At 68.6% G+C, this 26,214-nt stretch carries 27 protein-coding genes and 1 riboswitch; of the genes, 12 read left to right on the top strand and 15 right to left on the bottom strand.

Going from position 1 to position 26,214, the window contains the following annotated elements:
• Positions 1–20: 20 nt before the first annotated feature.
• Complete coding sequence (locus MNR00_RS01850) at positions 21–1,838, bottom strand: D-alanyl-D-alanine carboxypeptidase (RefSeq protein WP_241927477.1); 1,818 nt, start codon at positions 1,836–1,838, stop codon at positions 21–23.
• 49 nt (positions 1,839–1,887) lie between these two features.
• Positions 1,888–1,997, top strand: a riboswitch (TPP riboswitch).
• Between MNR00_RS01850 and MNR00_RS01855 the strand changes: the two genes are divergently transcribed.
• The 3 genes from MNR00_RS01855 (at position 1,990) to MNR00_RS01865 (ending at position 4,894) form a co-directional block, all read left to right on the top strand.
• A complete protein-coding gene (locus MNR00_RS01855; protein WP_241927478.1) occupies positions 1,990–2,628 on the top strand; it encodes an ECF transporter S component in 639 nt (212 codons plus the stop codon). It overlaps the preceding riboswitch by 8 nt.
• A gap of 11 nt (positions 2,629–2,639) precedes the next feature.
• Positions 2,640–4,109, top strand: a complete 1,470-nt coding sequence (locus tag MNR00_RS01860) for an ABC transporter ATP-binding protein (protein WP_241927479.1) — start codon at positions 2,640–2,642, stop codon at positions 4,107–4,109.
• The gene (locus MNR00_RS01865; RefSeq protein WP_241927480.1) at positions 4,106–4,894 is read left to right on the top strand and encodes an energy-coupling factor transporter transmembrane component T; all 789 of its coding nucleotides are present in this window, start codon (positions 4,106–4,108) and stop codon (positions 4,892–4,894) included. Before MNR00_RS01860 ends, MNR00_RS01865 begins: the two co-directional genes overlap by 4 nt.
• Positions 4,895–4,906: 12 nt before the next feature.
• On the opposite strand, the gene MNR00_RS01870 is transcribed toward MNR00_RS01865, so the two are convergent.
• Both MNR00_RS01870 and MNR00_RS01875 read right to left on the bottom strand, forming a co-directional pair.
• A complete protein-coding gene (locus tag MNR00_RS01870; protein WP_241927481.1) occupies positions 4,907–5,644 on the bottom strand; it encodes an aminoglycoside 3'-phosphotransferase in 738 nt (245 codons plus the stop codon).
• A 16-nt stretch (positions 5,645–5,660) separates the two neighbouring features.
• Complete coding sequence (locus tag MNR00_RS01875; protein ID WP_241927482.1) at positions 5,661–6,113, bottom strand: DUF1801 domain-containing protein; 453 nt, start codon at positions 6,111–6,113, stop codon at positions 5,661–5,663.
• A gap of 165 nt (positions 6,114–6,278) precedes the next feature.
• Between MNR00_RS01875 and MNR00_RS01880 the strand changes: the two genes are divergently transcribed.
• The 4 genes from MNR00_RS01880 (at position 6,279) to MNR00_RS01895 (ending at position 8,961) form a co-directional block, all read left to right on the top strand.
• Positions 6,279–6,674: a helix-turn-helix transcriptional regulator gene (locus tag MNR00_RS01880; protein ID WP_241928740.1), complete on the top strand. Its 396-nt coding sequence runs from the start codon at positions 6,279–6,281 to the stop codon at positions 6,672–6,674.
• Between the two features lie 10 nt (positions 6,675–6,684).
• Positions 6,685–7,089, top strand: coding sequence for a VOC family protein (locus MNR00_RS01885; protein ID WP_241927483.1), 405 nt, complete (start codon positions 6,685–6,687; stop codon positions 7,087–7,089).
• Between the two features lie 163 nt (positions 7,090–7,252).
• The gene (locus tag MNR00_RS01890; protein ID WP_241927484.1) at positions 7,253–8,014 is read left to right on the top strand and encodes an SDR family NAD(P)-dependent oxidoreductase; all 762 of its coding nucleotides are present in this window, start codon (positions 7,253–7,255) and stop codon (positions 8,012–8,014) included.
• A gap of 116 nt (positions 8,015–8,130) precedes the next feature.
• Positions 8,131–8,961 (top strand): NAD(P)-dependent oxidoreductase, encoded by an 831-nt coding sequence (locus MNR00_RS01895; protein WP_241927485.1) that lies wholly within the window; start codon positions 8,131–8,133, stop codon positions 8,959–8,961.
• 180 nt (positions 8,962–9,141) lie between these two features.
• On the opposite strand, the gene MNR00_RS01900 is transcribed toward MNR00_RS01895, so the two are convergent.
• From MNR00_RS01900 to MNR00_RS01910, 3 genes are read right to left on the bottom strand one after another with little or no spacing between them, the layout of a single operon-like run.
• Positions 9,142–9,753, bottom strand: coding sequence for a phosphoribosylanthranilate isomerase (locus MNR00_RS01900; RefSeq protein ID WP_241927486.1), 612 nt, complete (start codon positions 9,751–9,753; stop codon positions 9,142–9,144).
• A 17-nt stretch (positions 9,754–9,770) separates the two neighbouring features.
• Entirely contained in the window at positions 9,771–10,499 is a 729-nt protein-coding gene (locus tag MNR00_RS01905) for a sulfite exporter TauE/SafE family protein (protein WP_241927487.1), read from the bottom strand.
• A gap of 25 nt (positions 10,500–10,524) precedes the next feature.
• Entirely contained in the window at positions 10,525–11,163 is a 639-nt protein-coding gene (locus MNR00_RS01910) for a bifunctional 4-hydroxy-2-oxoglutarate aldolase/2-dehydro-3-deoxy-phosphogluconate aldolase (protein ID WP_241927488.1), read from the bottom strand.
• A 149-nt stretch (positions 11,164–11,312) separates the two neighbouring features.
• Between MNR00_RS01910 and rlmN the strand changes: the two genes are divergently transcribed.
• Positions 11,313–12,584, top strand: coding sequence for a 23S rRNA (adenine(2503)-C(2))-methyltransferase RlmN (rlmN, locus tag MNR00_RS01915; RefSeq protein WP_241927489.1), 1,272 nt, complete (start codon positions 11,313–11,315; stop codon positions 12,582–12,584).
• A gap of 21 nt (positions 12,585–12,605) precedes the next feature.
• On the opposite strand, the gene MNR00_RS01920 is transcribed toward rlmN, so the two are convergent.
• The gene (locus MNR00_RS01920; protein ID WP_241927490.1) at positions 12,606–13,409 is read right to left on the bottom strand and encodes a hypothetical protein; all 804 of its coding nucleotides are present in this window, start codon (positions 13,407–13,409) and stop codon (positions 12,606–12,608) included.
• Positions 13,406–13,885, bottom strand: a complete 480-nt coding sequence (locus MNR00_RS01925) for a histidine phosphatase family protein (protein WP_241927491.1) — start codon at positions 13,883–13,885, stop codon at positions 13,406–13,408. The genes MNR00_RS01920 and MNR00_RS01925 overlap by 4 nt, the downstream gene beginning before the upstream one ends.
• A gap of 106 nt (positions 13,886–13,991) precedes the next feature.
• Here MNR00_RS01925 and MNR00_RS01930 point away from each other — a divergent pair, with 106 nt between their 5' ends.
• The 3 genes from MNR00_RS01930 (at position 13,992) to MNR00_RS01940 (ending at position 17,350) form a co-directional block, all read left to right on the top strand.
• Positions 13,992–15,683, top strand: a complete 1,692-nt coding sequence (locus MNR00_RS01930; RefSeq protein WP_241927492.1) for a DUF4407 domain-containing protein — start codon at positions 13,992–13,994, stop codon at positions 15,681–15,683.
• A gap of 151 nt (positions 15,684–15,834) precedes the next feature.
• Complete coding sequence (locus tag MNR00_RS01935; RefSeq protein ID WP_241927493.1) at positions 15,835–16,317, top strand: hypothetical protein; 483 nt, start codon at positions 15,835–15,837, stop codon at positions 16,315–16,317.
• A gap of 19 nt (positions 16,318–16,336) precedes the next feature.
• Positions 16,337–17,350: an aldo/keto reductase family protein gene (locus MNR00_RS01940; protein WP_241927494.1), complete on the top strand. Its 1,014-nt coding sequence runs from the start codon at positions 16,337–16,339 to the stop codon at positions 17,348–17,350.
• A 126-nt stretch (positions 17,351–17,476) separates the two neighbouring features.
• On the opposite strand, the gene MNR00_RS01945 is transcribed toward MNR00_RS01940, so the two are convergent.
• Genes MNR00_RS01945 through MNR00_RS01960 form a run of 4 tightly spaced genes read right to left on the bottom strand, consistent with a single transcriptional unit; the run spans position 17,477 to position 21,909 of the window.
• Entirely contained in the window at positions 17,477–18,385 is a 909-nt protein-coding gene (locus tag MNR00_RS01945; protein ID WP_241927495.1) for a carbohydrate ABC transporter permease, read from the bottom strand.
• Complete coding sequence (locus tag MNR00_RS01950) at positions 18,382–19,323, bottom strand: sugar ABC transporter permease (protein ID WP_241927496.1); 942 nt, start codon at positions 19,321–19,323, stop codon at positions 18,382–18,384. The genes MNR00_RS01945 and MNR00_RS01950 overlap by 4 nt, the downstream gene beginning before the upstream one ends.
• 3 nt (positions 19,324–19,326) lie before the next feature.
• A complete protein-coding gene (locus MNR00_RS01955; RefSeq protein WP_241927497.1) occupies positions 19,327–20,634 on the bottom strand; it encodes a sugar ABC transporter substrate-binding protein in 1,308 nt (435 codons plus the stop codon).
• A 39-nt stretch (positions 20,635–20,673) separates the two neighbouring features.
• Positions 20,674–21,909 (bottom strand): aminotransferase class V-fold PLP-dependent enzyme, encoded by a 1,236-nt coding sequence (locus MNR00_RS01960; RefSeq protein ID WP_241927498.1) that lies wholly within the window; start codon positions 21,907–21,909, stop codon positions 20,674–20,676.
• A gap of 166 nt (positions 21,910–22,075) precedes the next feature.
• On the opposite strand from MNR00_RS01960, the gene MNR00_RS01965 reads away from it, so the two are divergent.
• Positions 22,076–22,771 (top strand): FCD domain-containing protein, encoded by a 696-nt coding sequence (locus MNR00_RS01965; protein WP_241927499.1) that lies wholly within the window; start codon positions 22,076–22,078, stop codon positions 22,769–22,771.
• 3 nt (positions 22,772–22,774) lie between these two features.
• Here the strand turns inward: MNR00_RS01965 and MNR00_RS01970 are convergent, their stop codons facing one another.
• The 3 genes from MNR00_RS01970 to MNR00_RS01980 form a co-directional block, all read right to left on the bottom strand.
• Positions 22,775–24,151: an FAD-linked oxidase C-terminal domain-containing protein gene (locus tag MNR00_RS01970; protein ID WP_241927500.1), complete on the bottom strand. Its 1,377-nt coding sequence runs from the start codon at positions 24,149–24,151 to the stop codon at positions 22,775–22,777.
• A 58-nt stretch (positions 24,152–24,209) separates the two neighbouring features.
• Positions 24,210–24,734, bottom strand: coding sequence for an ACT domain-containing protein (locus MNR00_RS01975; RefSeq protein ID WP_241927501.1), 525 nt, complete (start codon positions 24,732–24,734; stop codon positions 24,210–24,212).
• A 120-nt stretch (positions 24,735–24,854) separates the two neighbouring features.
• Positions 24,855–26,171, bottom strand: coding sequence for an MFS transporter (locus tag MNR00_RS01980; RefSeq protein ID WP_241927502.1), 1,317 nt, complete (start codon positions 26,169–26,171; stop codon positions 24,855–24,857).
• Between the last annotated feature and the right edge of the window lie 43 nt (positions 26,172–26,214).

Consider the following 26,214-nt stretch of genomic DNA (forward strand, 5'->3'; position numbering starts at 1 on the left):
TCTGCGTTTCGGCCCCGCGGTCAGTCGTTGTCGAGGCCGAGGAGCTCGAGCGGGTGGGTCAGGCGCCACCAGATGCTCGGCGGGGTGATCTCCTCCGCAAGCGAGACCGACGTCTCGGCGGTGCCGATGGGCCCTTCGGCGGTCAGGGTGCCCACCCTCGCGCCAGCATCGGTCTTGTCGCCGAGCTTCAGATCGGTGACCGCGGTCGCGGTGGCGCCGTTCCACAGCACGACCTGCGCGTCAGCATCCGTGACCACGTTGATCCGCTCGCCCCACTCGGTCGACACATGGCCGACGACGGTGCCCTTCGGAACGGCGATCGGCTGCTCGGCAAGGGACTTCTCGACATCAGCGAAGAGCTGTCGCGTCGCGGCGAGGCGAGCCTTGTTGTCGTCCTGGCCGAGTACCGAGGTGTACACCCGCACCGTGGAGTCGCCGACCGGCACGTCCTTGGCGGTCAGCAGGTTCCAGTGCGAGAGCGTGCCCGTCTTGATGCCGACGACGCCGGGATCGTCGAGCATCTGATTCGTGTTCGTGACGTTGCCGACCCCGGGGATCTCAGCCGAGCGGGTGCCGACGATCTCGGCGAAGACCGGGTTCTTCATGGCGAGCTCACCCAGCTTGAGAAGCGCAGCGGGCGAGGCGATGTTGTCCTCGTTGAAGCCGGACGGCGACTCGATCCTGATGTCCTTGAGCCCGTGGTCGGCCAGCCACTCGTCGGCGGCCTGCGAGAAGCCCCACTCCGAACCCCACACCTCGTCGGCGAGACGGTCGATGTAGTTGTTGGCGGAGCCGAGCAGCACGCCCTGCAGCATCTGATACTCGGTGAGGCTGCCGCCCACCGGCACATCGAGCGAGGACTGGTCCATGCTGCGGTACTGCCAGTAGTCGTTCGCGTCGCTCCAGTCGAAGTCGAAGCTCGGTCCCTGCTCGCCCGGCTGCAACGGCAGCTCATCGAGCACCATCAGCACGCTGACGACCTTCGAGATGCTGGCGATCTCGTCGCGGTCGGTGGTGGATGCTGCCGGGGCGATGCCCTGCACGCCGACGGCGGCGCTGCCCTTCGCCGGCCACGTGACCGAGGCGGCGGCAGCCGGTGCGATCTCGACCTTCGCGGTCGCCGCCGTCGGCGCCACCGCGTTCAACGGCCACAGCAGGGTGGTGGCGGCGTAGGAGCCGCACACGGCGGCCACGATCCCCACGGGGATGAGCACGCGGGGGCGCAGCCATCCTGGAACCAGTCGCGCGCCGGCGAACAGATCGGGTGCGTTCTGCCGCTCTGGCACCGACTCGGGTGACACGGTCGATGCGTCGAGCCACGTGAGTGCCGTCGGCGGGCGGTTCTCATCCGCCCAGGCGGTCTGCGGCGCTTCCGGCTCCTGCGAGACATCCGGCACGATGACGTTCTCGCGGGTCGGCGGCTCTGCGAGCAGCGCAGCGAGATCAGTGGTCTCGTCGTCATGATCGTCGCCGGGCAGGTCAGCTTCGGCCTGCTCGCGCTGCTCGTCGAGGACATCGTCCGCAGCATCCTCCGCGGCAGCGTCAGCAGTCTCGTCTGCGCGCATGCCGAGGAGGTCGGGCTCAGCGTCCGGCTCGACGGGGTTCACAGTCATAGTCTCTGGGTACCGGCGCGAAAGCGGGGGATCTGAGGGCTGAACGGCGGTTTCCGTGTCGTCGCCCACGAAGGGCACCTTCTCGATGAGGCCAGGGGCAGGGGGGCGCAGCGCGTTGCCGAACGCAGGCAGTGGAGCGTCGAAGGCGTCCGTCGTCTGCGAGTGCGAGCGCTCGCGCAGTTCACGGCGCGTCGCTGGGCGCGTGGACTCGGGGGAGGTGGTCACCAGCCAACGCTACCCAATGTCCCTGTGTGCGCCCGTCCGGCTATGATCGAAGGATCACCACGGGAGTCCGGCAAGCCGGGCTGAGAGGAAGCGAAAAGCGCTTCGACCGTCGAACCTGATCCGGATAATGCCGGCGCAGGGAGGAGTTCAGATGAACACGTCCACGACCATTTCCGCCCCGGCGAGCACGGGACTGCTGCGACCGGAGATCTGGCGCTGGCGCATCGTCGACATCGTCGTCGCCAGCGTTCTCGGTGTCGCCTGCGGATTCCTGTTCCTCGCCTGGAACGTCGGCTACCTCGGCCCGAAGGCCCTGCTCGAGCCGCTGCTGCCCGGAGTGCAGGGACTGCTCGACGGACCATGGCTGATCGCCGGTGTGCTCGGGGGCCTGATCATCCGCAAGGTCGGTGCGGCGATCTTCGTCGAGACCATCGCCGCGGTCGTCTCAGCGCTCGCGGGCGCGCAGTGGGGCGGATTCCTCACGATCGAGGCCGGTCTGGTGCAGGGCCTCGGTGCAGAGCTGATCTTCCTGCTGTTCGCCTACCGGGTCTGGACGCTGCCGGTCGCGATGCTCGCCGGCGCCGGCGCCGCTCTGCTGGGCGGAATCAACAACCTGATCCTGTGGTTCGCCGGGTCGGGTGCCGCTTTCACCGCCGTCTACCTGGTGTGCACCGTCATCTCGGGTGCCGTTCTCGCCGGCCTCCTCGGCTGGCTGCTTGCCCGTGGCCTCGCATCGACCGGGGCGCTGGACCGCTTCGGCTCTGGCCGCGAGGTGCGGGCGCGCGTCTGAGCGGGGCTGATATGAAGTCCGCCGAGACGCGGCCCGCGACCGTCGAGGCCCGCGGGTGGGGCTGGCGGCACGCGAGCCGGCTCGCCTGGGCGCTGCGCGACGTCTCGCTGCGCATCGAACCAGGCGAGCGGGTGCTGCTGCTCGGGGCATCCGGCGCCGGCAAGTCGACCCTGCTGCACGGCCTGGCAGGCGTGCTCGGCGGCGACGAGGAGGGCGAGTCCGAGGGCGAGCTGCTCATCGACGGCATCCCCGCCGCCGCTGCGCGCGGACGCGCTGGGCTCGTACTGCAGGACCCCGATGCGCAGGTGATCCTCGCGCGCGTCGGCGACGATGTCGCGTTCGGATGCGAGAACCTCGGCATCCCGCGAGACGAGATCTGGCGACGGGTCGACGCGGCACTGGATGCCGTGGGCCTCGACGTCCCACTGGACCGGCCGACCAAGGCGCTCTCCGGCGGACAGAAGCAGCGCCTCGCGCTGGCGGGTTCCCTCGCCATGCGCCCTGGTCTGCTGCTGCTCGATGAGCCGACCGCGAACCTCGACCCCGACGGCGTCGTCGAGGTGCGCGAGGCGGTGGAGAGGATGCTGCAGACGCAGCGCGCCACGTTGATCGTCGTGGAGCATCGGCTGGACGTCTGGCTGCCGCTGATCGACCGTGTGATCGTGATCGGCGATGACGGCGGCGGGACCGGGGTCATCGCCGACGGGCATCCCGATGTCGTGCTCGCCGCCGAGGGGGAGCGGTTAGCCCGAGCAGGAGTGTGGGTGCCGGGGTTCCCGCCCCAGCATCCGACGCCGCCGGCGTCTGCGCCGGGGGAGGCGCTGCTGCGCGGTGCGGGACTCGCCGTCGCGCGCGTACGCGGCAAGACGGTGGCATCCGGAATCGACGTCGCCGTGCACGCCGGGTCGGTGCTCGCGATCACCGGCCCGAACGGCGCGGGCAAGTCGACCCTCGGGCTGACGCTGGCCGGACTCCTGCCGCCGGCAGCGGGGGCGGTGACGGCGTCGGATGCTCTGGCGGGCGGCGCCGGCCCGCAGCCGATCCGCTGGACGTCGCGCCAGCTGCTGACCCGCATCGGCACGGTGTTCCAAGAGCCAGAGCATCAGCTGCTGGCATCCACCGTCCGCGACGAACTCGCGATCGGTCCTCGGTCGCTGGGGCTGTCGGATGCCGAGATCGCCTCCCGCAGCGATGAGCTGCTGCAGCGCCTGCGCCTCGACCGCCTCGCGAAGGCGAACCCCTACACGCTCTCCGGCGGCGAGAAGCGGCGGCTGACGGTCGCGGCGGCGCTGGCCACCCGGCCGCGCGTGCTGGTGCTTGATGAGCCGACCTTCGGGCAGGACGCGCGCACCTGGCAAGAGCTCGTCGCGATGCTCGCCGAACTGCGCGACGAGGGTGCGGCGCTGGTGACCGTCACGCATGACCTCGACGTCGTGACCGCGCTGCGTGCCGAGACCTTCACGATGGGGCTGGCGCCATGACCCTGCTGGAGACGCGAGCCCGCACCGGCGCGATGGCGCGGATCAACCCGGTGGCGAAGCTCGGCGCGAGCGTGCTGATCGCCGTGCCGCTGATCCTCACGCTCGACATGGTCTCCGCCGCCGTCGCGCTGGCACTGGAGTGCGTGCTGTTCCTGTTCGCCGGCATCGGCTGGCGCGAGTTCTGGGTGCGCACCTGGCCGGTGTGGCTGGCGGCCCCCCTGACGGGCGTCACGATCGCGCTGTACGGCGAGGCGAGTGGCACCGTCTACTTCGACTGGTTCCTGGTGCACGTCAGCGACGGATCGTTGGCGCTCGCCGGAGCCACCATGCTGCGCGTGCTGGCCATCGCCCTGCCCTCGGTGGTGCTGTTCATCACCGTCGACCCGACCGACCTCGCCGACGGACTCGCGCAGACCTGGCGCCTGCCGGCGCGATTCGTGCTCGGGGCTCTGGCCGGCCTGCGGATGGTGGGGCTGTTCCTCGATGACTGGCGCGCGCTCGAGCTGGCGCGTCGCGCCCGCGGGGTCGCCGATCGCGGCCGGGTGAGGCGCTTCGTGGGCATGGCTTTCGCGCTGCTGGTGCTCTCGATCCGCCGAGGCGCCAAGCTGTCGACTGCCATGGAGGCACGTGGCTTCGGCGCGCAGGTGCGGCGCACGTGGGCGCGCCCTGCGCATTTCGGCAGGAACGAGTGGATGCTGCTGCTCGTGGGTGCGGTGATCTCAGCATCCGCCATCGCCGCTGCCGTCGCGACCGGCTCCTGGAACTTCATCCTCGGTCCGGGGTGACCGCCGGTCGGGTCAGGTGGCGTTCCAGAGGTCGCGATAGTACGCGAGGCGCTCGCGGTCGGGTTCCAGTCCGTACGCCTCGATGAGGGTGTCTTCCCAGCCGGGGCCGTAGTTCCACTCGGTGCTCATGGATGCCACGGCGAGGTCCGCCCAGCGATCCGCGGTGCCCATCAGGCCGAGGTCGACATGCGCGAACCAGCGTCCGTCCGCGTCGAGCAGGGTGTTCGGGCAGCACGCGTCAGCATGCGAGACGACGAGACGATCGATCGGGGGCGTGTCGCGGAAGCGGTCGGGGACTCGGATGCCACGCCGCTCAGCGTTCTCGATGCGAGTGGCCACGCTCCACTCCCACGGGCACTCCTCGGTCGGCAGCGCGTCGTGCAGGGCGCGCAGTCCCTCGCCGACGGCGCGCACGGCGAGCTCGGGCCTGGTCTCCCACTGCGGTGCGACGGCGCTCTCGCCATCGAGGGCTGCGGTGACCAGCCACTCGTGCTCGGCATCCGATCCCTGTTCGAGCACGATCGGCACGCGGATCCACTGACGTGCCCAGCGCATCCGCTCGGCCTCATCGCGCAGGTTCGACTCGTCCTGCAGCGGTCCCCACTTGATGAAGAACGGTTCGCCGGCATCCGGCGTCGCGCGGAAGGTCAGTCCGCCGTAGTCGTTGTGCCAGACGCAGACCAGGGCGGCGCCGCCGGCCAGGTCGCGCACGCGGTCGGGGACGGCCACCGGCTCGAGGGGAATCGACACCCCACCAGTCTGCCTGCTATTGCGTGCCGGCGGCGCGACGCACGATCTCGGCAAGGCGCTCCCACGCGTGATCCGTCGGGTCTGTGAGGGCATAGGCCGTGGGCCACAGGCCGCTGTCGTCATCGAGCGCGGCCAAGTTGCTGACGCCGAAAGTCGAGTAGCGCTCCTTGTCCATCTGCCCGCTGCGGAAGAAGACCACGACCTTGCCGTCGCGGCTGTACCCGGGCTGGCCGTAGTAGAGCTTGGGTGAGAGGTCCGGTGCGACCTCGGCGACGATGTCGTGCAGCCGCTGGGCCATCTCACGGTCGCCGTCCGGCATCTGAGCGATCAACGCCTGCAGTTCCTTCTTCTCGGCAGCAGCCTTGGCCGCTCCCTTCTCCCGCTTGGCGTCAGCCTTCAGCTCGGCCGCACGCTGCTTCATGGCTGCGCGCTCCTGCGCCGAGAATCGTCCCTGGGTGTCGCTGGTCATGATCGCCTCTCTCTCTATTCGGTGACGGGTCGTCTTCTGGTGTCCTTTCACGGTAGTGAGACACCTGTGAGCAGGGCTTCTCGATTCCTGACCGATGCGGTCCGGTCCGGCCGCTGGCAGGATGGAAGCGTGGGCGAAGCAGGCGATCGAGCGGACATCACGGTCATGCGCCGCGTGCGCGACCGCATCGACCGCGAGTTCGCGCAGCCGCTGAACGTCGAGGACCTCGCTCGCGGCGCGCACATGTCGGCAGGCTTCCTGAGCCGCGAGTTCCGGCGCATCTACGGTGAGCCTCCCTATTCGTATCTGATGACGCGCCGCATCGAGCGTGCGATGACGCTCCTGCGGCGAGGCGACCTGTCTGTAACCGACATCTGCTTCGCTGTCGGGTTCTCGTCGCTCGGCACGTTCAGCACGCGATTCTCGCAGCTCGTCGGCGTCTCGCCGAGCGCGTACCGGGAGGACCCGTCGCGATCGGTGGAGGGCATTCCGCCGTGTCTGGCGAAGCAGATCACCCGACCGGTCAGGAATCGAGAAGCGTCCGATACCCCGCGGCCGTAGCGTGGGCGGCATGAACATCTCGATCCACAACACGTTCCTGCCGCACACCGACGCCGAGGCCGCGCTCGCGTTCTACCGAGACCTGCTCGGCTTCGAACTGCGTCAGGACGTCGGCTACAACGGCCTGCGCTGGCTCACCGTCGGGCCGGTCGGCGACTCGACCTCGATCGTGCTGCATCCGCCGGCAATCGACCCCGGCATCACCGACGCCGAGCGCGAGACGATCCTGAACCTCATCGCCAAGGGCGTCTACACCGCGCTGACGCTCGGCAGCGACGACCTCGACGGGCTGTTCGAGCGTCTCGAGGCCGGCGGCGCCGACATCGTGCAGGAGCCCACCGACCAGGACTACGGCGTGCGCGACGCCGCGTTCCGAGACCCGTCGGGCAACCTCATCCGCGTGAACCAGCTCTGACCGCGCGCGGCTGGGCGGGCGGAAGGGGGTGCCGTAGGCTCTGGGCGACGCCTCAGCATCCGAGATGAGCGCCGAAACCGGCGGAACTCGGAACCACGTATGCTGAGACCCAGTCGCACACGACGCCGGGTTCAGGTGCCGTGTCGTTTCGAAGGAGAACACGATGCAGATCACGGGACAGGGCGCACTCATCACCGGAGGCGCCAGCGGTCTTGGCCTTGCCACCGCGCGCCGACTGGCCGCCGCGGGTGCGCAGGTCACGATCATCGACCTGCCGAACTCGAACGGCACCGAGGTCGCCGCAGAACTCGGCGGCATCTTCGCCCCTGCCGATGTGACCAGCGCTGACGAGGTCGCCGCGGCCGTGGCATCCGCCCAGGCGATCGCGCCGCTGCGGGTCGTCGTCAACTGCGCAGGCATCGCGCCGCCGGCGAAGGTCCTCGACCGCGACGGCAATCCTGCCGACCTCGCCGCGTTCGAGCGCATCATCCGCATCAACCTCGTCGGCACCTTCAACGTCATCTCACGGGCATCCGCCGTCATCTCGCAGAACGAGCCGACGGACAGCGGCGACCGCGGCGTCATCGTCAACACCGCCAGCGTGGCGGCGTTCGACGGGCAGATCGGGCAGCCCGCCTACTCGGCCTCGAAGGGCGGCGTACACGCCATGACGCTGCCGATCGCCCGTGAACTCGCGCGCTACGGCATCCGCGTGTGTACGATCGCACCCGGCATCATGGAGACCCCGATGCTCGCCGGCCTTCCCGAGGCGGCGCAGGCGTCGCTCGGCGAGCAGGTGCCCTACCCGGCGCGACTCGGCAAGCCCGACGAATACGCGGCCCTGGTCGAGAGCATCGTCGCCAACGGCTACCTCAACGGCGAGACGATCCGTCTCGACGGCGCCATCCGGATGGCCCCGAAGTAAAGCCAGCCCACCCCCGCCACTCGCTCCCGTATGAGTTCTTGTCGCCTGCACGCCCTTCGAGCGACAGAAACTCATATGGGAAGCAGTGCGGTTGCAGGACGAACCAAGGAGAGAACATGTCCCTCGCAGGCAAGACCATCCTCATGTCGGGCGGCAGCCGCGGCATCGGCCTCGCCATCGCGCTGCGCGCGGCGGCCGACGGCGCGAACATCGCGATGCTCGCGAAGACCGACACCCCGCATCCGAAGCTCGAGGGCACGGTGCACAGCGCAGCCGAGGCGATCCGCGCCGCTGGTGGCCAGGCGCTGCCCATCGTCGGCGATGTGCGCGACGACGACGATGTGACCGGTGCGGTGCTGAAGGCACAGGGCGAGTTCGGCGGCATCGACATCGTCATCAACAACGCCAGCGTCATCGACCTGTCGCGCTCGCTCGACCTCGCGCCGAAGAAGTACGACCTGATGCAGGACGTCAACGTCCGCGGCACGTTCATGCTCTCGCGCGCTGCCGTGCCGCTGCTGACCGAGGCCGAGAACCCGCACATCCTCTCGCTGTCGCCGCCGCTGAACCTGTCGCCGAAGTGGCTCGGCGCGCACACCGGCTACACGCTCGCGAAGTACGGCATGACGATGGCGACGCTGGGTCTCGCGGCCGAGTTCGCGGATGCCGGCATCGCGGCCAACACGCTGTGGCCGCGCACCACGATCGCCACCGCCGCCGTGCAGAACCTGCTCGGCGGCGACCGCGTCATGGCCGCCAGTCGCACGCCGGAGGTCTACGCCGACGCCGCGTACGCCGTGCTCACCAAGCCGGCCCGCGAGTACACCGGCCAGACGCTGATCGTCGAGGACGTGCTCGAGGCCGACGGCGTGACCGACTTCTCGAAGTACGCCGCGGTGCCGGGCACCCCCGACAACCGCCTGTTCCCGGACATCTTCCTGGACTGAGCGCCTTCTTGGACTGAGCGCTTTCCTGGACTGAGGGTTCCTGCCGGCTCGCGCCCCGGGCTGTTCTAGTCGCAATTTCTCCCGCATCCGCATCGCCGGTGCGGGAGAAATTGCGACCGGAATGACCCGGTCGGGTGTCGTTGCGGGAGAAAGTGCGACGGGAGGGGACACCCCGCCCGGTCACTGCGCAGCCGCCCGCGCGGCGGCGATGAATGCGCGCACCAGGGCGGGGTCCTTCACACCAGGGGAGGCTTCAACGCCGCTGGAGACGTCGACTCCCCATGGCCCGGTGGTCTCGATGGCCGCGGCCACGTTCGCGGGGGTGAGGCCACCCGCCAGCATCCAGTCGCCGGCAGGGGCCGCCGCGGCCAGGGGTGACAGGTCCCACGCGATTCCGGAGCCCGGATCCGGCGCATCCAGCAGCAGCGTCTCCTCATGCATGCTGCCGACCGGCTCACCCGCGTAGTCACGCCACGAGATGGCACGCCAGATGCGGGGAAGGATGCCGGCTGCCTGTTCGAAATCGGTGACGGCGTACCTCGGGCCGTGCAGCTGCAGCACGTCGCCCCCGACCTCGATGGCCAGTCGGGCAGCATCCAGCGCCGCCATCTTGTTCACGACCACGACACGGTCGGCAGCGCTGCCGGCGAATGTGAAGATCTCGGCGGCCTTCGCAGGGGCGAGGTCGCGCTTGCTGCCGGGGCTGAACACGACGCCGATCGCGTCGGCACCCGCATCGAGGGCATCCCGCGCAGCGTCGATCGTCGTGATGCCGCAGATCTTGACGTACATGTCTTCCGTCTCTTTCGTCAGAACAGCAGGTACACCGCACCGAGCACCGTCAGCACGATCACGAGCCGGTCGAACAGCTGCTGTGGCATCCGCTTCGCCAGCGCGATGCCCAGCAGTGCTCCGACGACGACCAGTGGTGCGAGCACCAGGTCCATCAGCAGCACGCTCGGGGTGATCAGCCCGATGCTCGCCAGCATCGGCACCTTCACGATGTTCACGATCGCGAAGAACCACGCCGACGTGCCGAGGAACACCTTGATGGGCGTGCGTGTCGCGAGGAAGTACATCGACATCACAGGCCCGCCGGCGTTGGCGACCATGGTCGTGAAGCCCGCGAGCGTGCCGTAACTGGTGGCGGCGAGCGGACCGGACGCCTTCGCCGCCTTGCGCCTGCGCCACAGCGTCACGGCGATCATCGCGAGCAGGATCACGGCGATCGTGCGCCGCACCAGCTCGTCGGTCCCGACCGCGAGGAACAGGAACCCGAGCAGCAGACCGGCGACCACGGCCGGCGCGAGCCGCAGCAGCGTGCGCCAGTGCGCGTGCCGCCGATAGGCGATCAGCGCGAACACGTCGCCGACGATGAACAGCAGCAGCATCGCCGCCGTCGACGTCCGCGCCGGAAGGATGGATGCCAGGATCACCACCGACACCGTCGAGGCTCCGGGAACCGCGGTCTTGCCGAGCCCGGCGACGAGCGCAGCAAGACCGAGCAGCGCCCACGCCCAGGGTGCGAGATCGATCACTGCGGCATCAGCATGTCGGCGCGGCTCAGCCGCGCACGGCGGCGAGAGCTGCGGTGAAGCGCGCGGCGCGCGCCTCGAGGTCGTCCCAGTCGGAGGCTGCGATCGAGGTGCCGTTCGCCAGATCGCCCCCGGCGCCGACGGCCACCGCACCGGCAGCGAACCAGTCAGCGAGGTTGTCGGGCTTCACGCCGCCGGTCGGCATGAGCGGGGCGTCGGGGAACGGTCCGCGCAGCGCGCCGAGGAACGACGGGCCGCCGAGCGAGGCGGGGAAGATCTTCACGACGTCGACGCCCAGATCCAGCGCCACCATCACCTCGGTGGGCGTGAGGGCCCCCGTCATGACCACCCGGTCGGTGTCGAGCATCGCGCGGGTGAGGTCGGGCAGCGTGCCGGGGCTGACCAGGAACTCCGCGCCGGCTTCGGCGGCCGCGAGCGCCTGGGCGGGCGTGGTGACCGTGCCGGCGCCGATGTGCGCGGCAGCGCCGTGGCGGGCGATGAGCTCGCGGATCACGGCAGGGGCGTCCGGGGTCGAGTACGTCACCTCGATGCCGGTGATGCCACCGCGGATGATCGCCTCGGCGGCGTCCAGCGCCGCCGCAGGCGTCGGGGCGCGCAGCACGGCGAGGACGCCGCTGTCGCGGGTGCGGGTGAGGCGGTCGGTCATCGGGGCTCCGTCTGTCGACTCGGGCGGGTTCGTCTGATCCATTCTCGACCCCGACGGTTGTAATGACAACTTTGTGACGCCGAACCCCCTGGTGCGGGTTCGCCGGGGTCACCAGCCCCTTCCCTGGTGCGCTCCCGTACCCTTGATACATGCCTGCATCCGATGAGACCTCGCGCCCCCGCTCCACCCCGGTGCGCGCCACCGGACCGGCCAAGACGGCGCAGGTGCGCCCGGCGACAGAGGGCTGGACGCAGAAGAAGGATGCCGAGGGGCGTCCGATGCTGCAGTTCGCCAGCCCCAAGCGCGGCAAGCCGCCGGTGCACATGGCCGACCTGACCCCCGCCGAGCGCGTCGAGAAGATCAAAGAGCTCGGGATGCCCGGCTTCCGCGCCAAGCAGCTGTCGACCCACTACTTCACGCACTACACCTCGGATCCAGCTGAGATGACCGACCTGCCGGCCGCGCAGCGCGAAGAGCTCGTGGCCGGAATGCTGCCGCCGCTGCTCACCGAGGTCAAGCGCCTCGAGACCGACAAGGGCGACACGATCAAATTCCTCTGGCGCCTGCATGACGGCGCGCTCGTCGAGTCGGTGCTCATGCGCTACCCGGGCCGGATCACCCTGTGCGTGTCGAGCCAGGCCGGCTGTGGCATGAACTGCCCGTTCTGCGCCACCGGCCAGGCCGGCCTGACGCGCAACATGTCGACTGCCGAGATCATCGAGCAGATCGTCCGCGCCAACCGCTTGATCGCCGAGGGGGGCCTCGGTGGCAAGAAGGCCACCGACCACTCCATGGAGCGCGTCAGCAACATCGTCTTCATGGGCATGGGTGAGCCGCTCGCGAACTACAAGCGCGTGATGGATGCCGTCCGCTGCATGGTCGCCCCGCAGCCCGACGGCCTCGGTATGAGCGCCCGCGGCATCACGGTGTCGACGGTGGGGCTGGTGCCGGCGATCCGCAAGCTGAGTGACGAGGACATCCCGGTCACCTTCGCCCTGTCGCTGCACGCTCCGGATGACGAGCTGCGCGACGAGCTGATCCCGGTGAACTCGCGCTGGAAGGTCGGCGAGGCGCTGGATGCTGCACGCGAGTACTTCGACAAGACTGGTCGCCGCGTCTCGATCGAGTACGCGCTGATCAAGGACATGAACGACCACCCGTGGCGCGCCGACCTGCTCGCCTCGAAGCTCAACTCGCGTGGCCGCGGCTGGGTGCACGTCAACCCGATCCCGCTGAACCCGACGCCAGGGTCGATCTGGACGGCATCCGACAAGGTCGTGCAGGACGAGTTCGTTCGGCGTCTCAATGACGCTGGGATCCCGACCACCCTGCGCGACACCCGCGGCAAGGAGATCGACGGGGCCTGCGGCCAGCTGGTCGCGACCACCGAGGACGAGGTCGCCGCCGCCGCTATGGCGTGAGCAGGCTCGGGCACCTGCAGCTCAGTGCGGTGAGCGCAACCGGTCGGCCGGAAGCAGAGCGGTCTCTGCACGGCAGCCGAGCTCACCCGGCTGCAGCAGCACGCGCGGCACGCTCAGCACCTCGACTTCGCCGCTGGCGCGACGGGTGACGAGCAGGCAGTCGTCGACATCGCCCATCGCGAAGCCGATCTGCTGTTCCGAGACGACGGCAGACGGGTCGAATGCGACCTCGCGATCACCGGTCGGCTCCGGCATCCGCGCCTTGACGGCCGCCACGATGTCGGCGGGCGAGGCATCGGGCGCCGCAGTACCCAGCACTTCGACCACGACGGCCTCCGTGCCGTCGGGCACGACGGGTACCGGGCGGGTGTCGACGGGCGGAGGGATCGGCTTCGCGTCTGAGGTGCAATCGACGGGGAGCGCCACCGCGTCGTCGTCCTCCCAGTCCCCGAATTCTTCGGTGGCGACACCCCAGTAGTCGAACTTCGACTCGAAGCAGGCTGTGTATGGGTCGACCTGGCCCCCCAGCATCACACGCACCTGCAGTGCACCGAAGGGCTCGCCGTGCACGGCGCCGGAGTATGCCTCGTAGCCGATCAGCTCGACGGACGGATGCGTCGCCAGCTTCTCGTCCGCCCAGCGGGCGTAGTCATCGATCGTGTCAGTGGGGCCGCGGTAGAGATCGCGGGCGAAGTCGGCAGCATCCGCCTGCGCACGAGCTGCCAGCACGGCTTCGTATGCGTCTGCGGGGGTGACGGCGCATCCGGCGAGCGCGCCGGCGACCAGGAGCACGACGCCCACGGCGGTGGATGCGCGCGCGTTCACGCGTCGCCCGGAACTCGCAGTCTCAGCATCCGACCGCTGCCCTCGATCAGTTCCGCCCATGACCCGACCTCGATCGCGCACTCTGCGATCGCACACGTCGGGAATTCGACGAAGTCGCCGGTCAGCTCGGCCACGGCGTCCTGCATGCCGGGGTTGTGCCCGACGAGCATCGCGATGTCGGCATCGTCAGGAAGGTTCGCGGCGACGGCGAGGATGGAGCGGGCGGATGCGGCATACAGCAGTGGCTCATCGGCGACCTCGATCCCGTACGCTGCCGCATACTCGTCGGCGGTGCTGCGGGCCCGAAGTGCCGTACTCGCAACGATGTGGGTGAGTCGGATGCCCTCATCGCGCAGCCTGCGGGCCATCACCGGTGCGTCCCGGCGTCCGCGGGCGTTCAGCGGCCGATCGTGGTCGGCGAGGGCGGGATCGCCCCAGTCGGACTTCGCATGACGGGCCAGCAGCAGCGTCTTCATGCGGTCCATTCTGTCGCCGTGGCAGCGGCGGGCGCGAGCCTTTCCTGTGAACCGCCCTCAGCGATCATCCGGGAGTCCCACAGGCGCGCCTTTCTAACCTCGAAGGATGTCGTATTCCGCACATCGCCCTGGCCGGATGGATTCGCAGGGGCGGATCTCGTTCGAAGCCGATGGTCCTCAGGGCCCAGACGGGCAGCCCGGCGACGACGATCTCGACTTCCTGCGCGACTACGAGCCGACCGGCAGCACCCCACCCGAAGCGGACGAGCACGACACGGCGACGCGCCCGCATGACGTCATCGGACCCGACTCCGGCCCGGTGACCGAAGCAGACGCGAGCGCGGCCGAGCCCGTGGCATCCACTGGCCGCCAGGCTCGACCGAAGCGCGAGCGGATGCCGCGCGCCGAGCGCACCCCTCGGCCCAAGCGCGAGCGCATTCCTGGCTCGCGCCTGCGCACCCTCGCCATCCTCGGCGGCGCCGAAGGCGAGATCCTCGACCGCGTGCCCGGCGAGACCCCGCGTTTCGTGCAGATGTTCTTCGTGCTGCTCGGCACCGCCCTCGTCTCGGCGATCTCGATGATGTTCGCCCTCACCACCGGCGTGCAGGTCGCGATCTGGGTGGCCGTGCCACTGGCGCTCGTGTGGGCGGCGATCATCTTCAATCTCGACCGCTTCCTCACCTCGACCATGACGTCGACTCGCAGCGTCTTCAAGATGATCGCTCTCGCGCTGCCGCGCGTGGCGATGGCCGCGCTGATCGGCTTCCTCGTCGCCGAGCCACTGGTGCTGCAGGTGTTCCACAACGACATCGCGCGCGAGGTGGCATCCACCAACATCACCCAGTCGCAGTCCGACCAGGAGGCCCTGGAATCCGGCCCTGAGAAGCTCGCTCTCGATGCGGCGTCCGACCGCGTCGCGACGCTGGAGAACCAGGCCGCCACCGGCATCGTCGACGGCACCGACGCGGGCTCCGCGTCGACCTCGGCGGCCAAGTCGACGGTCGATGAGATCACCGTCAAGATGGCCGACCAGCAGAAGGTCATCGACGGTGCCCGCGCGCTGTACCAGTGCGAGCTGACCGGTGAGGGCGCTGGCACCGTGCCCGGCTGCACCGGCGTGAACGGGCAGGGGTCGAGCTCGGATGCCGCCAAGGCGCAGCTCGCGCAGGCGCAGCAGACCTACGACGCGCTCTCCGCGCAGCTGCGTAGCGCGAACGATGACCTCTCCGCGGCTGAGACCTCTGCGAAGCAGAACACCTCGTCGTCCGAGGCCACCAACCGCGAGCAGGCGAAGGACCAGCTGCCCGCCGCGCAGCAGACCTACCAGCAGGCGCTCGCCGCTTATAACGCGCGGGCCGACTCGGTCGCCTCGGGCAACGCGCAGGCGGTCGGACTGCTCAGTCAGATCACCGGGCTGAACAGGCTCGCCGCGAAGGAGCCGACCATCTGGTGGGCGCACTGGCTGATCGCCGCGCTGTTCTTCATGATCGAACTGCTGCCAGTGCTCGTGAAGGTGCTCACCAGCTGGGGAGACCCGTCGCTGTACGAGAAGGCGAAGGCGATCCGCAAGCAGGTGGACCTCGATCGGGTCACCGCCGACGGCTTCCGCGATCGGGCTGCGATCGTCGCCGAGCATGCTGCGCCGAGGACAGGAGCGAGCGCGGTCGGGGTGTCGGATGCTGCAGCATCCGATCCCGCCGACGCGGCCACCCGTGCGATCGACACGGCGCCCTCTGACGCCGGTCCGCCCACCGAGCCGGTGACGCGCGCCGACTTGCGCGAGCCCGCCGGCGTCTGAACCCCGACATCGCGCCGGCCGTGCCCGTCCAGGTCGCAATGGATGTCGTCATTCGCCAGGAATAGCGGCATCCATTGCGACCCGGAGTGCGAGACGAAGCCGGATGACAGCAGCGGTTGCGACCAGAACGGCCTTCGGAGAGGATGACGGCATGATGAGCACGAAACGGGTCGCCATGATCGGAGTGGCGGTCGTGACCGCCTACGCGGCCTTGGCGGCCGTGCAGATCCTGGTGCTGAACCCACTCGCCGCTGTTCCCGGCGCCCAACTCGGTGCGATCTACGCTGAGATGGCAGCGGCCGGCGAGACGATGCCGGTCGTGCAGACGCTGGTGTTCCTCGCACTCGGCGTCGTCATCGCCGTGGTCGTGGCGGTGCTCAGCATCCGATCCCGCCTCGACGCGCTCGTGACGGCACTGCTGTTCTGCATAGTGCTGGCACTGGGAGTGCCGGCGTACTTCGTCGCCTCGTTCGGCCCGGGCATGAACCTCGCAGATACGTTCGCGATATCCGGGGCGGACGGGTCGCCATGGGCGGCGCCGCTGTACATCGTGAGCCTGCTCGCGTCGGGTGCGATCGTCGGCCTCGCCGTGCGCCTTGCGCGCCGTCCGTCTCCGGCGGCCGCGACTGTCTGACCGGCAGTAGCGTTGTGACATGGTCAACTATCGCTTTCTCGGCAACAGCGGTCTCAAGGTCTCGGAGATCACGTACGGCAACTGGGTGACGCACGCGTCGCAGGTCGATGACTCGGCGGCGGTCGCGACGGTGCATGCCGCGCTGGATGCCGGAATCACCACCTTCGACACCGCGGACACCTACGCGAACACCGCCGCCGAGGTCGTGCTCGGCAAGGCGCTCGCGGGCCAGCGTCGTGCGAGCCTCGAGATCTTCACCAAGGTCTACTTCCCGACCGGCCCGCAGGGCCCGAACGACACCGGCCTCAGCCGCAAGCACATCTTCGAGTCGATCAACGGATCGCTCGAGCGTCTAGGCACCGACTACGTCGACCTGTACCAGGCGCACCGCTACGACTACGAGACGCCGCTCGAGGAGACGATGCAGGCCTTCGCCGACGTCGTCCGGCAGGGCAAGGCGCTCTACATCGGCGTCTCGGAGTGGACCGCAGAGCAGCTGCGCGCTGGACACGAGCTCTCGACGCAGCTGGGGTTCCAGCTGATCTCGAACCAGCCGCAGTACTCGATGCTGCACCGCGTGATCGAGGGCAAGGTGGTGCCGGCCTCTGAAGAGCTCGGCATCTCGCAGATCGTCTGGTCGCCGATGGCGCAGGGCGTGCTGAGCGGCAAGTACCTGCCGGGTCAGCCCGTGCCTGACGGCTCGAGGGCGACCGACCCGCACTCCGGGGCGCACTTCATCAAGAGCTTCCTGCGTGACGAGATCCTCGAGGCGGTGCAGCGGCTGAAGCCCATCGCTGCCGAGGCCGGGCTCACCATGCCGCAGCTTGCGATCGCCTGGGTGCTGCAGAACCCGAATGTCGCGGCGGCCCTGGTGGGCGCTTCGCGCCCCGAGCAGCTCGCCGACACCGTCAAGGCATCTGGCGTGGTGTTGGATGCCGGCACGATGGCCGCGATCGACAATGCGCTTGCGGGCGTGGTGAACGAGGACGTCGAGCACACCTACACGGTGTCGCCGAAGGCCCGCCTGACCTGAGGCCGGGGCTTGGGCGCGGCCGCTTTCGCTCCAGCTGCTCATTCCGGTCGCAATTTCTCCCGCTCGCGTGGCTGCGCAACGGGAGAAATTGCGACCGGAGTGGCGTGAGCCCGGCCGGGTCGGGGGCTATTCCTTCACGGCGCCGGACGTGAGCCCTGCGACGATCCAGCGGCTGGCGAGGGCGAACATCACCATGGTCGGCAGGATCGTCAGCACGGCGGCCGCGGCCATGGGACCCCACTCGATGTTGAACGTCGAGATGAAGCCGTTCAGCGCCGAAGGCACCGTGCGCTTGTCGTCGCTGTTGATGAGCACGACCGACAGGAACAGCTCGTTCCAGCAGTTGACGAAGTTGAAGATGAACGCCGCGATGATGCCGGGGCCCATCACCGGCACGATCACCCGGAACAGCGCGCCGATGCGCGAGCATCCATCGATCATCGCCGCCTCTTCGAGCGCATCCGGCACGTTCTCGAAGAAGCCGCGCAGCATGATCGTCGAGAACGGGATGCAGATCGCGACGTACACCAGCATCAGGCCGGGCCTGGTGTCAACCAGGCCGAGGTCGGACATCATCGAGTACAGCGGGCCGAGAGCGATGAACGCTGGGATCATCTGCGTCACCAGGAATGCGATCATCACCGCACCCTTGCCGCGGAATTCGAAGCGTGCGATCACATAGGCGCTCAGCAGTGCGACGAGCGTCGCCGCGACACCGGCGACCAGCGCCACGAGCGCCGAGTTGCCGAGGAAGACGCCGAACGAGCTGTCCTGGAACAGGCCGATGTAGTTCTCCACCGAGGGGTCACTCGGCCAGTACTCGATCGGGTAGCTGTTCACCGTCGCCGGCGACTTGAACGAGGTCAGCGTGATCCAGTACAGCGGGAACATCGTGATGATCAGCCAGAGGCCGAGGCCGACGAAGCGCACGACCCCTCCGACTGTGACCTTGCGCGGGCCGCGGCGCTGGTTCGCCGTGCTGTGTCGTGCGCTCTTCGAAGCGCCGGCCGTGGTGACGACCATTGTCGTGCTCATCGCTGCACCCTCTTCATCACCATCAGGTAGAAACCGCAGAACACGAACAGGAAGGCGACGACGATCAGGCCGATGGCGCTCGCCACGCCGTAGTTGCCCTGCTGGGTGAAGTTGATCATCCACGTGGTCACGATCTGGGTCTGGTTCGCAGGTCCACCGCCGGTCATCGCCCAGATGATGTCAGGGAAGTTGAAGATCCAGATGATCCGCAGCAGCACTGTCAGGAACAGCGTGGTCGCGATGTACGGGATGATCACCGAGAACAGCTGTCGCGCCTTTCCGGCACCGTCGAGGCTGGCGGCTTCGAGCACATCGTCAGGAACGGACTGCAGCGCGGCGAGGATCATGATCGCGAAGAAGGTGACGCCGTACCAGATGTTCGCGGTGATCACGGCGGTCATCGCCAGCGTCGGATCCGCGAGCCATGGCAGCGGCTGCGAGATGAGTCCGACCTTCATGAGCAGGTCGTTGATCACGCCGAACTCTGCGTTGAACATCCAGCGGAACAGCATCCCGATCAGGAAGCCGGACACCGCCCACGGGAAGAACACCAGCGCCTGGTAGACGCCGCGGAACCGGAAGCGCTTGCGCAGCGCGAGCGCGATGAGGAATCCGAGCACGAACTGCGGCACGAGCGAGCAGACCACCCAGAGCACGGAGTTCCAGGCGACGGTCGGGAACACCGGATCGCTGAACACTGTGACGAAGTTGTCGAACCCGACGAACGGCGTCGAGGTCAGGTCCCACAGGTTCCAATCCAGGAACGCCATCCGCGCGCCCTGAAGCATCGGCACGTAGGTGAACCAGCACACGAACACGATCGCCGGCGAGAGGAACGCCAGGATCGTCAGTGCATGCCGTGCGCGGAACGGGCGACGGCGGCCCGCCGGGGAGGCCCCGCTGATCGCGGGGCCTCCCTTCGCAGTGCGAGCGGACATGGATCAGCCCTTGCTCGACGCGTACTTGTCCGTCCAGTACGTGTCCCATGCCTTCAGCAGCTCGCTGGTCGTCATGTTGCCGAGCAGCACGTTCTGCACGTCCTCGTCGGACTTCTGGATCCACTCCGTCCACCAGCTCTCACCACGCGGCTCCTGCACCGTGATGTAGGTCTCGGGGTCGTCGGTCATCTCGACGTAGCTGGCCCACGCGCCCGTCGAGTAGAACGGGTCCTCCGAAGCGGACGTGATGGTCGGCACGAGGCTGTTGCCCTTGGCGAACTCGGTGGCGGGACCGGCAGAGGAGAGGTATTCGACGAGCTTGATCGCCGCCTCCTTCTGCGTGCTGCCCTCGGCGATGCCCCAGCCGGCGGTCGCGAACGGCTGAGCGGCCTTGCCGCTCGGCCCGACGAGACGCGGAGCGGTGCTCCACTGCTCAGGCGTGAGTGACGAGTCGTTGACCGCGGCGATCACCTCGGGGTCCTGCAGCAGGAACGCCGTCGAGCCGTTGGTGAAGCCTGCCACCATCTCGGGGTAGCCCCACGAGACGGAGGAGGGTGGGGAGGCCTCCTTGAACAGGTCGAAGTAGGTGTCGACGGCGTCCTGCGCCTCGGGGGCGGCGAAGATCGTCGAGCCGTCCTTCATCAGGAACGCGTTCTTCACATCGATGTCATCGGCCACGTACGCCTCGATCGCGACGACGACGTTGGTGTTGCCGTTCTTGCCGCCGCGGAACGCGTACCCGAACTGGTTCTTCGCCGGGTCCTGGATCGCCGAGGCCTGCTCGAGCAGCTCCTCCCAGCTGGTGGGAGGGCCGTCGAAGCCGGCTTCCTTCACGAGGTCGGTGCGGTAGAACAGCGACAGACCGTAGAAGCCGTACGGCAGGAAGTACGCCTTGCCGTCGATGTCTGCGGCGGCCTTCGCGTTGTCGGTGAGGTCGTCCCAGCCCTTCCAGCCGTCGAGATCCTTCTTCATGTCGTAGATCCAGCCGTTGTTCGAGAACGGCCCGACGGTGATGTCGCGCACCTCGAGCACGTCGACGCCCTTGCCGGACTGCAGCATCTGCTGGATCTTCTGGTCGGCCTGCTCTGTGGGCGGTGAGACCAGGTTGACCTTGATCTTCGGGTTCTCCTTCTCGAAGTCGGCGAGAAGGCTCTTGATCAGGTCGGTGCGGGCCGGGTTGGTCAGGCTCTCGACCATCTGCAGGGTGACGGTGCCGTCAGCTGCCGGTCCGTCACTGGACGAGCATCCGGTGAGGGCGAGGGCGGCAACGGTGCCGATCCCCACGGCGGTCATCAGGATCTTGTTCTTCACGATGTGCCTTTCGGTGTGTGTGGTGGTGTTCGGGTGCAGTCAGGAGACGATGGTGGATGCCGGGGCGCCGACGCCCGCTCGCTGCAGCAGCAGCGGGACGCAGCGTTCGACGAAGGCGTCGAAGTCGCCTCTCTCGGTGTACAGGTGCGCCGAGAGGCGGAAGTAGCCGGTGCCGCGGAAGCTGGTGAACGCGGTCTCGACGCCGGTCTCGTCGAGGAACTGCATCCGCAGCTCGTCGGCCTCTTCGCGGGTTCCGCCGAGCCCGAGGGGGAGACGGATCAGTCGCATCGATGGCACCGGTGCCGGGATCGGCGTCAGGGGCTCCTCTTCGCTGTGCGGACGCAGTGCTGCCGCGATGGCCTCAGCGCCGGCATCCGCCATCGCCGTCATCGCGACGCGGGTCTCGGCCCAGCCGAACTCGGATTCGATGAAGTCGATCGCCGCGGGAGTGCTGATGTAGGTGGTCGCGTCGATCGTGCCCTGGGTGTCGAAGCGGTGCGGGTACGGCTCGGGAGCACCCCACGAGTCGATCAGCGGCCACAGTTCCTGACGATCGGATGCTGTGGTGACGAGCATGGCTGAGCCGCGCGGCGCGCAGGGCCACTTGTGCAGGTTGCCGAACCACCAGTCGCCGCCGCCGTGTGCGGCCGGGTCGACGAGCAGGCCGGGGGCGTGCGCGCCGTCGACGAGGGTGCGGATGCCGTGTGCGGCCGCGTCGTCGGCGAGGCGCCTGGTCGGCAGCATCCGCGCTGTGGGAGAGGTGATCTGGTCGACCACGATGAGTCGCGTGGCCGGGGTGCGCGCATCGGCGAACCGCTGCACGATCTCGTCGTCGGATGCCAGCAGCGGCAGCTCGACGATCTTGACCCTCGCTCCGAACCGACGGGCGAGGCGCTCGGCGCCCATCGTGATGGCGCCGTAGCCGTGGTCGGTGGCGAGGATCTCATCGCCGGCCTCAAGTCGCAGTGCGTTGAACACGACAGTGGCCGCCGCGGAGGCATTGGGCACGAAGACGCTGTCGTCGGCATTCGCTCCGAGGAACGGAGCGGTGCGCTCGCGTGCTTCGCGGACGAGATCGGCGATGCGCGGGAACCAGCCGACGGGGCTGAGATCGGCTTGACGCTGCAGGTCGCGCTGATGCTCGACGACGGCGGTGGGGACGGCCCCGAAGGATCCGTGGTTGAGGTGGATGACCTCGGAATCCAGCGGCCAGGCATCGCGTGCGCGCGCGAAGGACTTCAGCCGTGGTGGGGCCGGGAAGGGGATGCTCGTCATTGATCCTCATCGACTGATCGGGGAGTTGTTGCACAACCTTGCCACATATGTGCCGGTCGCGCGACCGAATTACCGCACAGCCGGGAAACTTGTTATACGAATTGGTGGTAGACCTGGTATCCGTCAGAATCAGGACACCGCTGGCACCGCATCGAGGAGGTTCGGGATGACCGCACGGGATACCGCGCTCCATGGACTGCGGGCACTGATCGCCGATGGCACGCTGCGGCCGGGGGACCGGCTGCCAAGCGAGGGCGAGCTGTGTGAGCGGCTGGGCGTCTCGCGGGGGTCGCTGCGCGAGGGCATCCGCATGCTCGCGGCGCTGGGTGTTGTCGAGACCCGGCACGGCTCGGGCAGCTACGTCAGCGATCTTAATGCCGGCGACCTCATCGGGAGCCTCTCGCTGACGGTCGGTCTGCTGCCCTTGGAGTCGATCCTCGAGCTGTTCGAGGTGCGCAGATCACTCGAGGCGCACGCGGCCGCACTCGCGTCGGCCCGCATCGGCGAGGACGAGCTGGCGGAGCTCGATGCTCTGCTGGTCGAGCTCGAGGCCACCGACGACGACGAGGGTCAGTCGCGGCTGGACTACCGGTTCCATGCCCGCATCGCCGAGATCGCCGGCAACGCCGCGCTCGCCAGCCTGCTCGAGGTCTTCCGCGCGCGGTCGCGCGCCTACCGGATCTTCCGCACCGACAGTGCGGCCGACATCAAGGTGCTCTCGGATGCCGGACATCGGGCGATCCTGCGCGGGATGCAGTCACGCGACCCGGTCGCCGCCTCCGCCGCCGCTGCAGGGCACGTCGCCCAGACCGAGCACTGGCTGCGCCGACTGCAGCCCGAGGCCATCGGCCTCATCGACTGAACATCAGATCGCGCCGAAGACCGCACCGGGGTTCATGATGCCTGCCGGATCGAGGGCGCGCTTGATGCGCAGGTTCAGCTCGAGCACGTCGTCGCCGAGGTAGTCGGCCAGCCACGGCTGCTTCAGCCGGCCGACGCCGTGCTCGCCGGTGATCGTGCCGCCGAGGGCGATGGCGAGATCCATCACCTCGCCGAAGGCGATCTCGGCGTTCGCACGCTGCTGCGCGTCCGTCGGATCCAGCACGATCAGCGGATGCGTGTTCCCGTCACCGGCATGTGCGACGACAGCGATCTCCACCCCGCGGGTCTGCGCGATCGCGCGCATCCCGTCGATCAGGTCCCCCAGCCGCGGCAGCGGCACGCCGACGTCCTCCAGCAGTAGGGCGCCGCGCTTCTCGACCGCAGGGATCGCCTGCCGGCGCGCCTCGATCAGCGCCGCGCTCTCGTCGGGGTCGCTGGTCGCGTAGACCTCGGATGCCCCGTGCAGTCCGCACGTCTGCTCGATCGTCTCGATCTGCTGTGCTGCGACCTCGACGGACTCGTCGGACTGCACGATCAGCATCGCGGCCGATTCGCGGTCGAGATCCATCCGCATCATGTCCTCGACGGCGTTGATGGTGACGCGGTCCATGAACTCCAGCATCGAGGGGCGCATCGCCGCCTTGATGTCGACGACAGCCTTGATCGCCCCATCGACCGTGGGGAACATCGCCACCAGGGTCGTCGGCGTCTGCTGCGCCGGCACGAGCCGCAGGACCGCCTCGGTCACGATGCCGAGCGTTCCCTCACTGCCGACGAAGAGTTTCGTCAGCGACAGCCCTGCGACATCCTTCAGGCGCGGTCCGCCGAGTTTCACCGCTCTGCCGTCGGCGAGCACGACGGTGAGACCCAGCACGTAGTCGGTCGTCACGCCGTACTTCACGCAGCACAGTCCGCCGGCGTTGGTGGCGACGTTGCCGCCGATCGAGCAGAAGTCCTGCGAGGACGGGTCAGGTGGGTACCAGAGGCCGTGCTCGGATGCTGCTGCCTTGACCTCCGAGTTGAAGGCGCCGGGCTGCACGACTGCCATCTGCAGCCCCTGGTCGATGCGGATCTCGCGCATCCGCTCCAGCGAGATCAAGATCGCCCCGTCGACGGCCGACGAGCCACCGGACAGGCCGGATCCGGCGCCACGAGGCACGATCCCGACGCCGGCGCCGGCTGCGACGCGCACGGCGGCCTGCACGTCCTCGGTCGACGTCGCCCGCACGACCGCGAGCGGCGTGCCGGCATCCGGGTCCTCCGCGCGGTCGCGGCGGTACGCCTGCAGCGAGTCGGGGTCGGTGATGACCGCCCCTTCTGGCAGGGCGGCGAGCAGGTCGGAGACGACGTCGGAGGTCACAGATGCACCTTTGCAAAGAGGGGGGGCGGATGCCAGAGACGGGCGCTGGATCGGAAGGTCAGTCCAGCGTGATGTCGACCTGGATCTCGGTGGCGAGGCGCTCCAGCGCTGCGCGAAGGGCATCCAGGTCGGCGGATGCCGGAACGGTCGCGGTCACGGACGACTCGAACAGTCGTCCCCCGGCCATCGCCGCGTCACGCGTCTCGGTCGTCATGCTCTCGATGCTCAGCGCGTGCGCGTGCAGCACTCCCGACACCTCGCGAACGATGCCGGGGCGGTCGTTGCCGAGCACGGTGAGTGTGATGCGCTGCGCGGTCGGTGAGGCACTGGCATCCGATCCGGCGTTCGAGGTCACGGCGTGCACTGTCACCGTGAGCAGTCCGTCCAGCACACCGAGCGCTGCGCGCAGGTCGTCGACGCGGTCCGGTGCGACGGAGATCTCGATCACGCCGGCGAAGGTGCCGGCCAGCTCGGCGAGCCGGCTGTTCTCCCAGTTGCCGCTGTGGGCATCGACGACATCGGCGACGGCGGAGACGAGTCCGGGGCGATCCGCTCCCGCGACCGTGAGGATGAGCGTGGTCATGCGATCAGCGTAGCCCGGTGCCTGCCGTCGTCGCGCCACAACTCCGCAGACACCCCCGCCCCGAAGTCAGTGGATTCGACTTCGGGGCGGGGACGGGTCAGTTTCGCGCAGTGGTGGTGGTCACTGCGATTCGACGCGTGCCAGTCGCTTCCATCCGATCAGCGCGGTGCCGGCGGCGACGACGGCGGCGATCGCGAAGAACAGTGTGATCGGCCAGGTCGCACCTCCTGCGGTGAGCACGAGCCAGGCGGCGAACGCGGGGGTCGGCCCGGCGATCAGGGCGGCGGTGGGCTCGCGGACCAGCACGACGGCCGACAGGCGGTGCTGCGGGTCGAACAGGGCAGTGAGGATGGCGCCCTGGGTGGCGTACATGGTGGCGAGGCCGACCGAGATGCCGAGCACCATGGCGAGGATGATGATCGCCTCGTTGCCGGTCGCGAACATCGGGAAGACGAGCGCGCCGAAGACCAGGAACACGCCGGAGCCGAAGAGCCAGATGCGGCGTCGGCCGAGGATGTCGCCCAGGTGGCCGGTGAGCGGGACGATGCCGATCGCGAGCACGGACGAGATCAGGTTCGCCGTGAGGCCGAAGGAGGGCGGGTAGCCCAGCGTGCCGGTGAGGTACGACAGCAGGTACACCTGCGTGAGGGACGAGAACGCCAGGTACGGCCCGTTGATGCCGATGCCGATGAGGATCTCACGCCACTGCGAGCGGATCGCGTCCACGATGGGGAAGCGCGCGATGTTGCCCTTGGCGCGGATCGCGCGGAACTCCTCGGTCTCGTGGATGCCGGTGCGGATCCAGAGGCCGACACCGAGGGTGACCACGCTCATCAGGAACGGCACACGCCAGCCCCAGCTGAAGAGATCCGCCTCGGGCAGCAGCGAGATGAGCGCGAACACGCCGGTGGCGATGACGATGCCGCCGAAGACGCCCATTCCGGGGAGCGCGACGCGCAGACCGAACCGCTTGCGGTCACCGGACTCGGCCATCATGACCAGCGAGCCGACGTACTCGGCTCCGGCGCCCATGCCCTGAAGGATGCGGCACCCGGCCAGCAGCACCGGCGCCCAGAGGCCGATCTGCGCGTAGGTCGGCAGCAGGCCGATCGCGAGGGTCGACACGCCCATCAGCATCAGCGTCATGACGAGCATCGGCTTGCGGCCGATCCGGTCGCCGAAGTGGCTGAAGAGCACGCCGCCGATCGGGCGACCGAAGTATCCGATCGCGAAGGTCAGCAGCGAGTTGATCACCTGGGTGGCGGGGTCGGCACCGGGGAAGAACAGCGGGCCGAACACGAGCGCGGCGGCGAGGCCGAACAGGGTGAAGTCGTAGTACTCCACGACGCTGCCGACGATGCCGGCCCAGGCGGTGCGGCGGATATTCCGGGCGCGTTCAGGAGAATCCTCCGTGATAGCGGGGGCTTCAGTGGACATGGGTCACAACTCCTATGTTTCTGACGGGGACTCTCAAGGGGCA

The sequence above is a fragment of the Microbacterium sp. H1-D42 genome, assembly GCF_022637555.1.
In the GTDB taxonomy this organism is placed as follows: Bacteria; Actinomycetota; Actinomycetes; order Actinomycetales; family Microbacteriaceae; genus Microbacterium.

Coding starts and splice junctions, on each gene's coding strand:
- MNR00_RS01855 (WP_241927478.1), top strand. CDS start 1,990: ATGAACACGTCCACGACCATTTCCGCCCCGGCGAGCACGGGACTGCTG.
- MNR00_RS01860 (WP_241927479.1), top strand. CDS start 2,640: ATGAAGTCCGCCGAGACGCGGCCCGCGACCGTCGAGGCCCGCGGGTGG.
- MNR00_RS01865 (WP_241927480.1), top strand. CDS start 4,106: ATGACCCTGCTGGAGACGCGAGCCCGCACCGGCGCGATGGCGCGGATC.
- MNR00_RS01875 (WP_241927482.1), bottom strand. CDS start 6,113: ATGACCAGCGACACCCAGGGACGATTCTCGGCGCAGGAGCGCGCAGCC.
- MNR00_RS01880 (WP_241928740.1), top strand. CDS start 6,279: ATGCGCCGCGTGCGCGACCGCATCGACCGCGAGTTCGCGCAGCCGCTG.
- MNR00_RS01885 (WP_241927483.1), top strand. CDS start 6,685: ATGAACATCTCGATCCACAACACGTTCCTGCCGCACACCGACGCCGAG.
- MNR00_RS01890 (WP_241927484.1), top strand. CDS start 7,253: ATGCAGATCACGGGACAGGGCGCACTCATCACCGGAGGCGCCAGCGGT.
- MNR00_RS01895 (WP_241927485.1), top strand. CDS start 8,131: ATGTCCCTCGCAGGCAAGACCATCCTCATGTCGGGCGGCAGCCGCGGC.
- MNR00_RS01900 (WP_241927486.1), bottom strand. CDS start 9,753: ATGTACGTCAAGATCTGCGGCATCACGACGATCGACGCTGCGCGGGAT.
- MNR00_RS01910 (WP_241927488.1), bottom strand. CDS start 11,163: ATGACCGACCGCCTCACCCGCACCCGCGACAGCGGCGTCCTCGCCGTG.
- rlmN (WP_241927489.1), top strand. CDS start 11,313: ATGCCTGCATCCGATGAGACCTCGCGCCCCCGCTCCACCCCGGTGCGC.
- MNR00_RS01925 (WP_241927491.1), bottom strand. CDS start 13,885: ATGAAGACGCTGCTGCTGGCCCGTCATGCGAAGTCCGACTGGGGCGAT.
- MNR00_RS01930 (WP_241927492.1), top strand. CDS start 13,992: ATGTCGTATTCCGCACATCGCCCTGGCCGGATGGATTCGCAGGGGCGG.
- MNR00_RS01935 (WP_241927493.1), top strand. CDS start 15,835: ATGATGAGCACGAAACGGGTCGCCATGATCGGAGTGGCGGTCGTGACC.
- MNR00_RS01940 (WP_241927494.1), top strand. CDS start 16,337: ATGGTCAACTATCGCTTTCTCGGCAACAGCGGTCTCAAGGTCTCGGAG.
- MNR00_RS01945 (WP_241927495.1), bottom strand. CDS start 18,385: ATGAGCACGACAATGGTCGTCACCACGGCCGGCGCTTCGAAGAGCGCA.
- MNR00_RS01950 (WP_241927496.1), bottom strand. CDS start 19,323: ATGTCCGCTCGCACTGCGAAGGGAGGCCCCGCGATCAGCGGGGCCTCC.
- MNR00_RS01960 (WP_241927498.1), bottom strand. CDS start 21,909: ATGACGAGCATCCCCTTCCCGGCCCCACCACGGCTGAAGTCCTTCGCG.
- MNR00_RS01965 (WP_241927499.1), top strand. CDS start 22,076: ATGACCGCACGGGATACCGCGCTCCATGGACTGCGGGCACTGATCGCC.
- MNR00_RS01975 (WP_241927501.1), bottom strand. CDS start 24,734: ATGACCACGCTCATCCTCACGGTCGCGGGAGCGGATCGCCCCGGACTC.
- MNR00_RS01980 (WP_241927502.1), bottom strand. CDS start 26,171: ATGTCCACTGAAGCCCCCGCTATCACGGAGGATTCTCCTGAACGCGCC.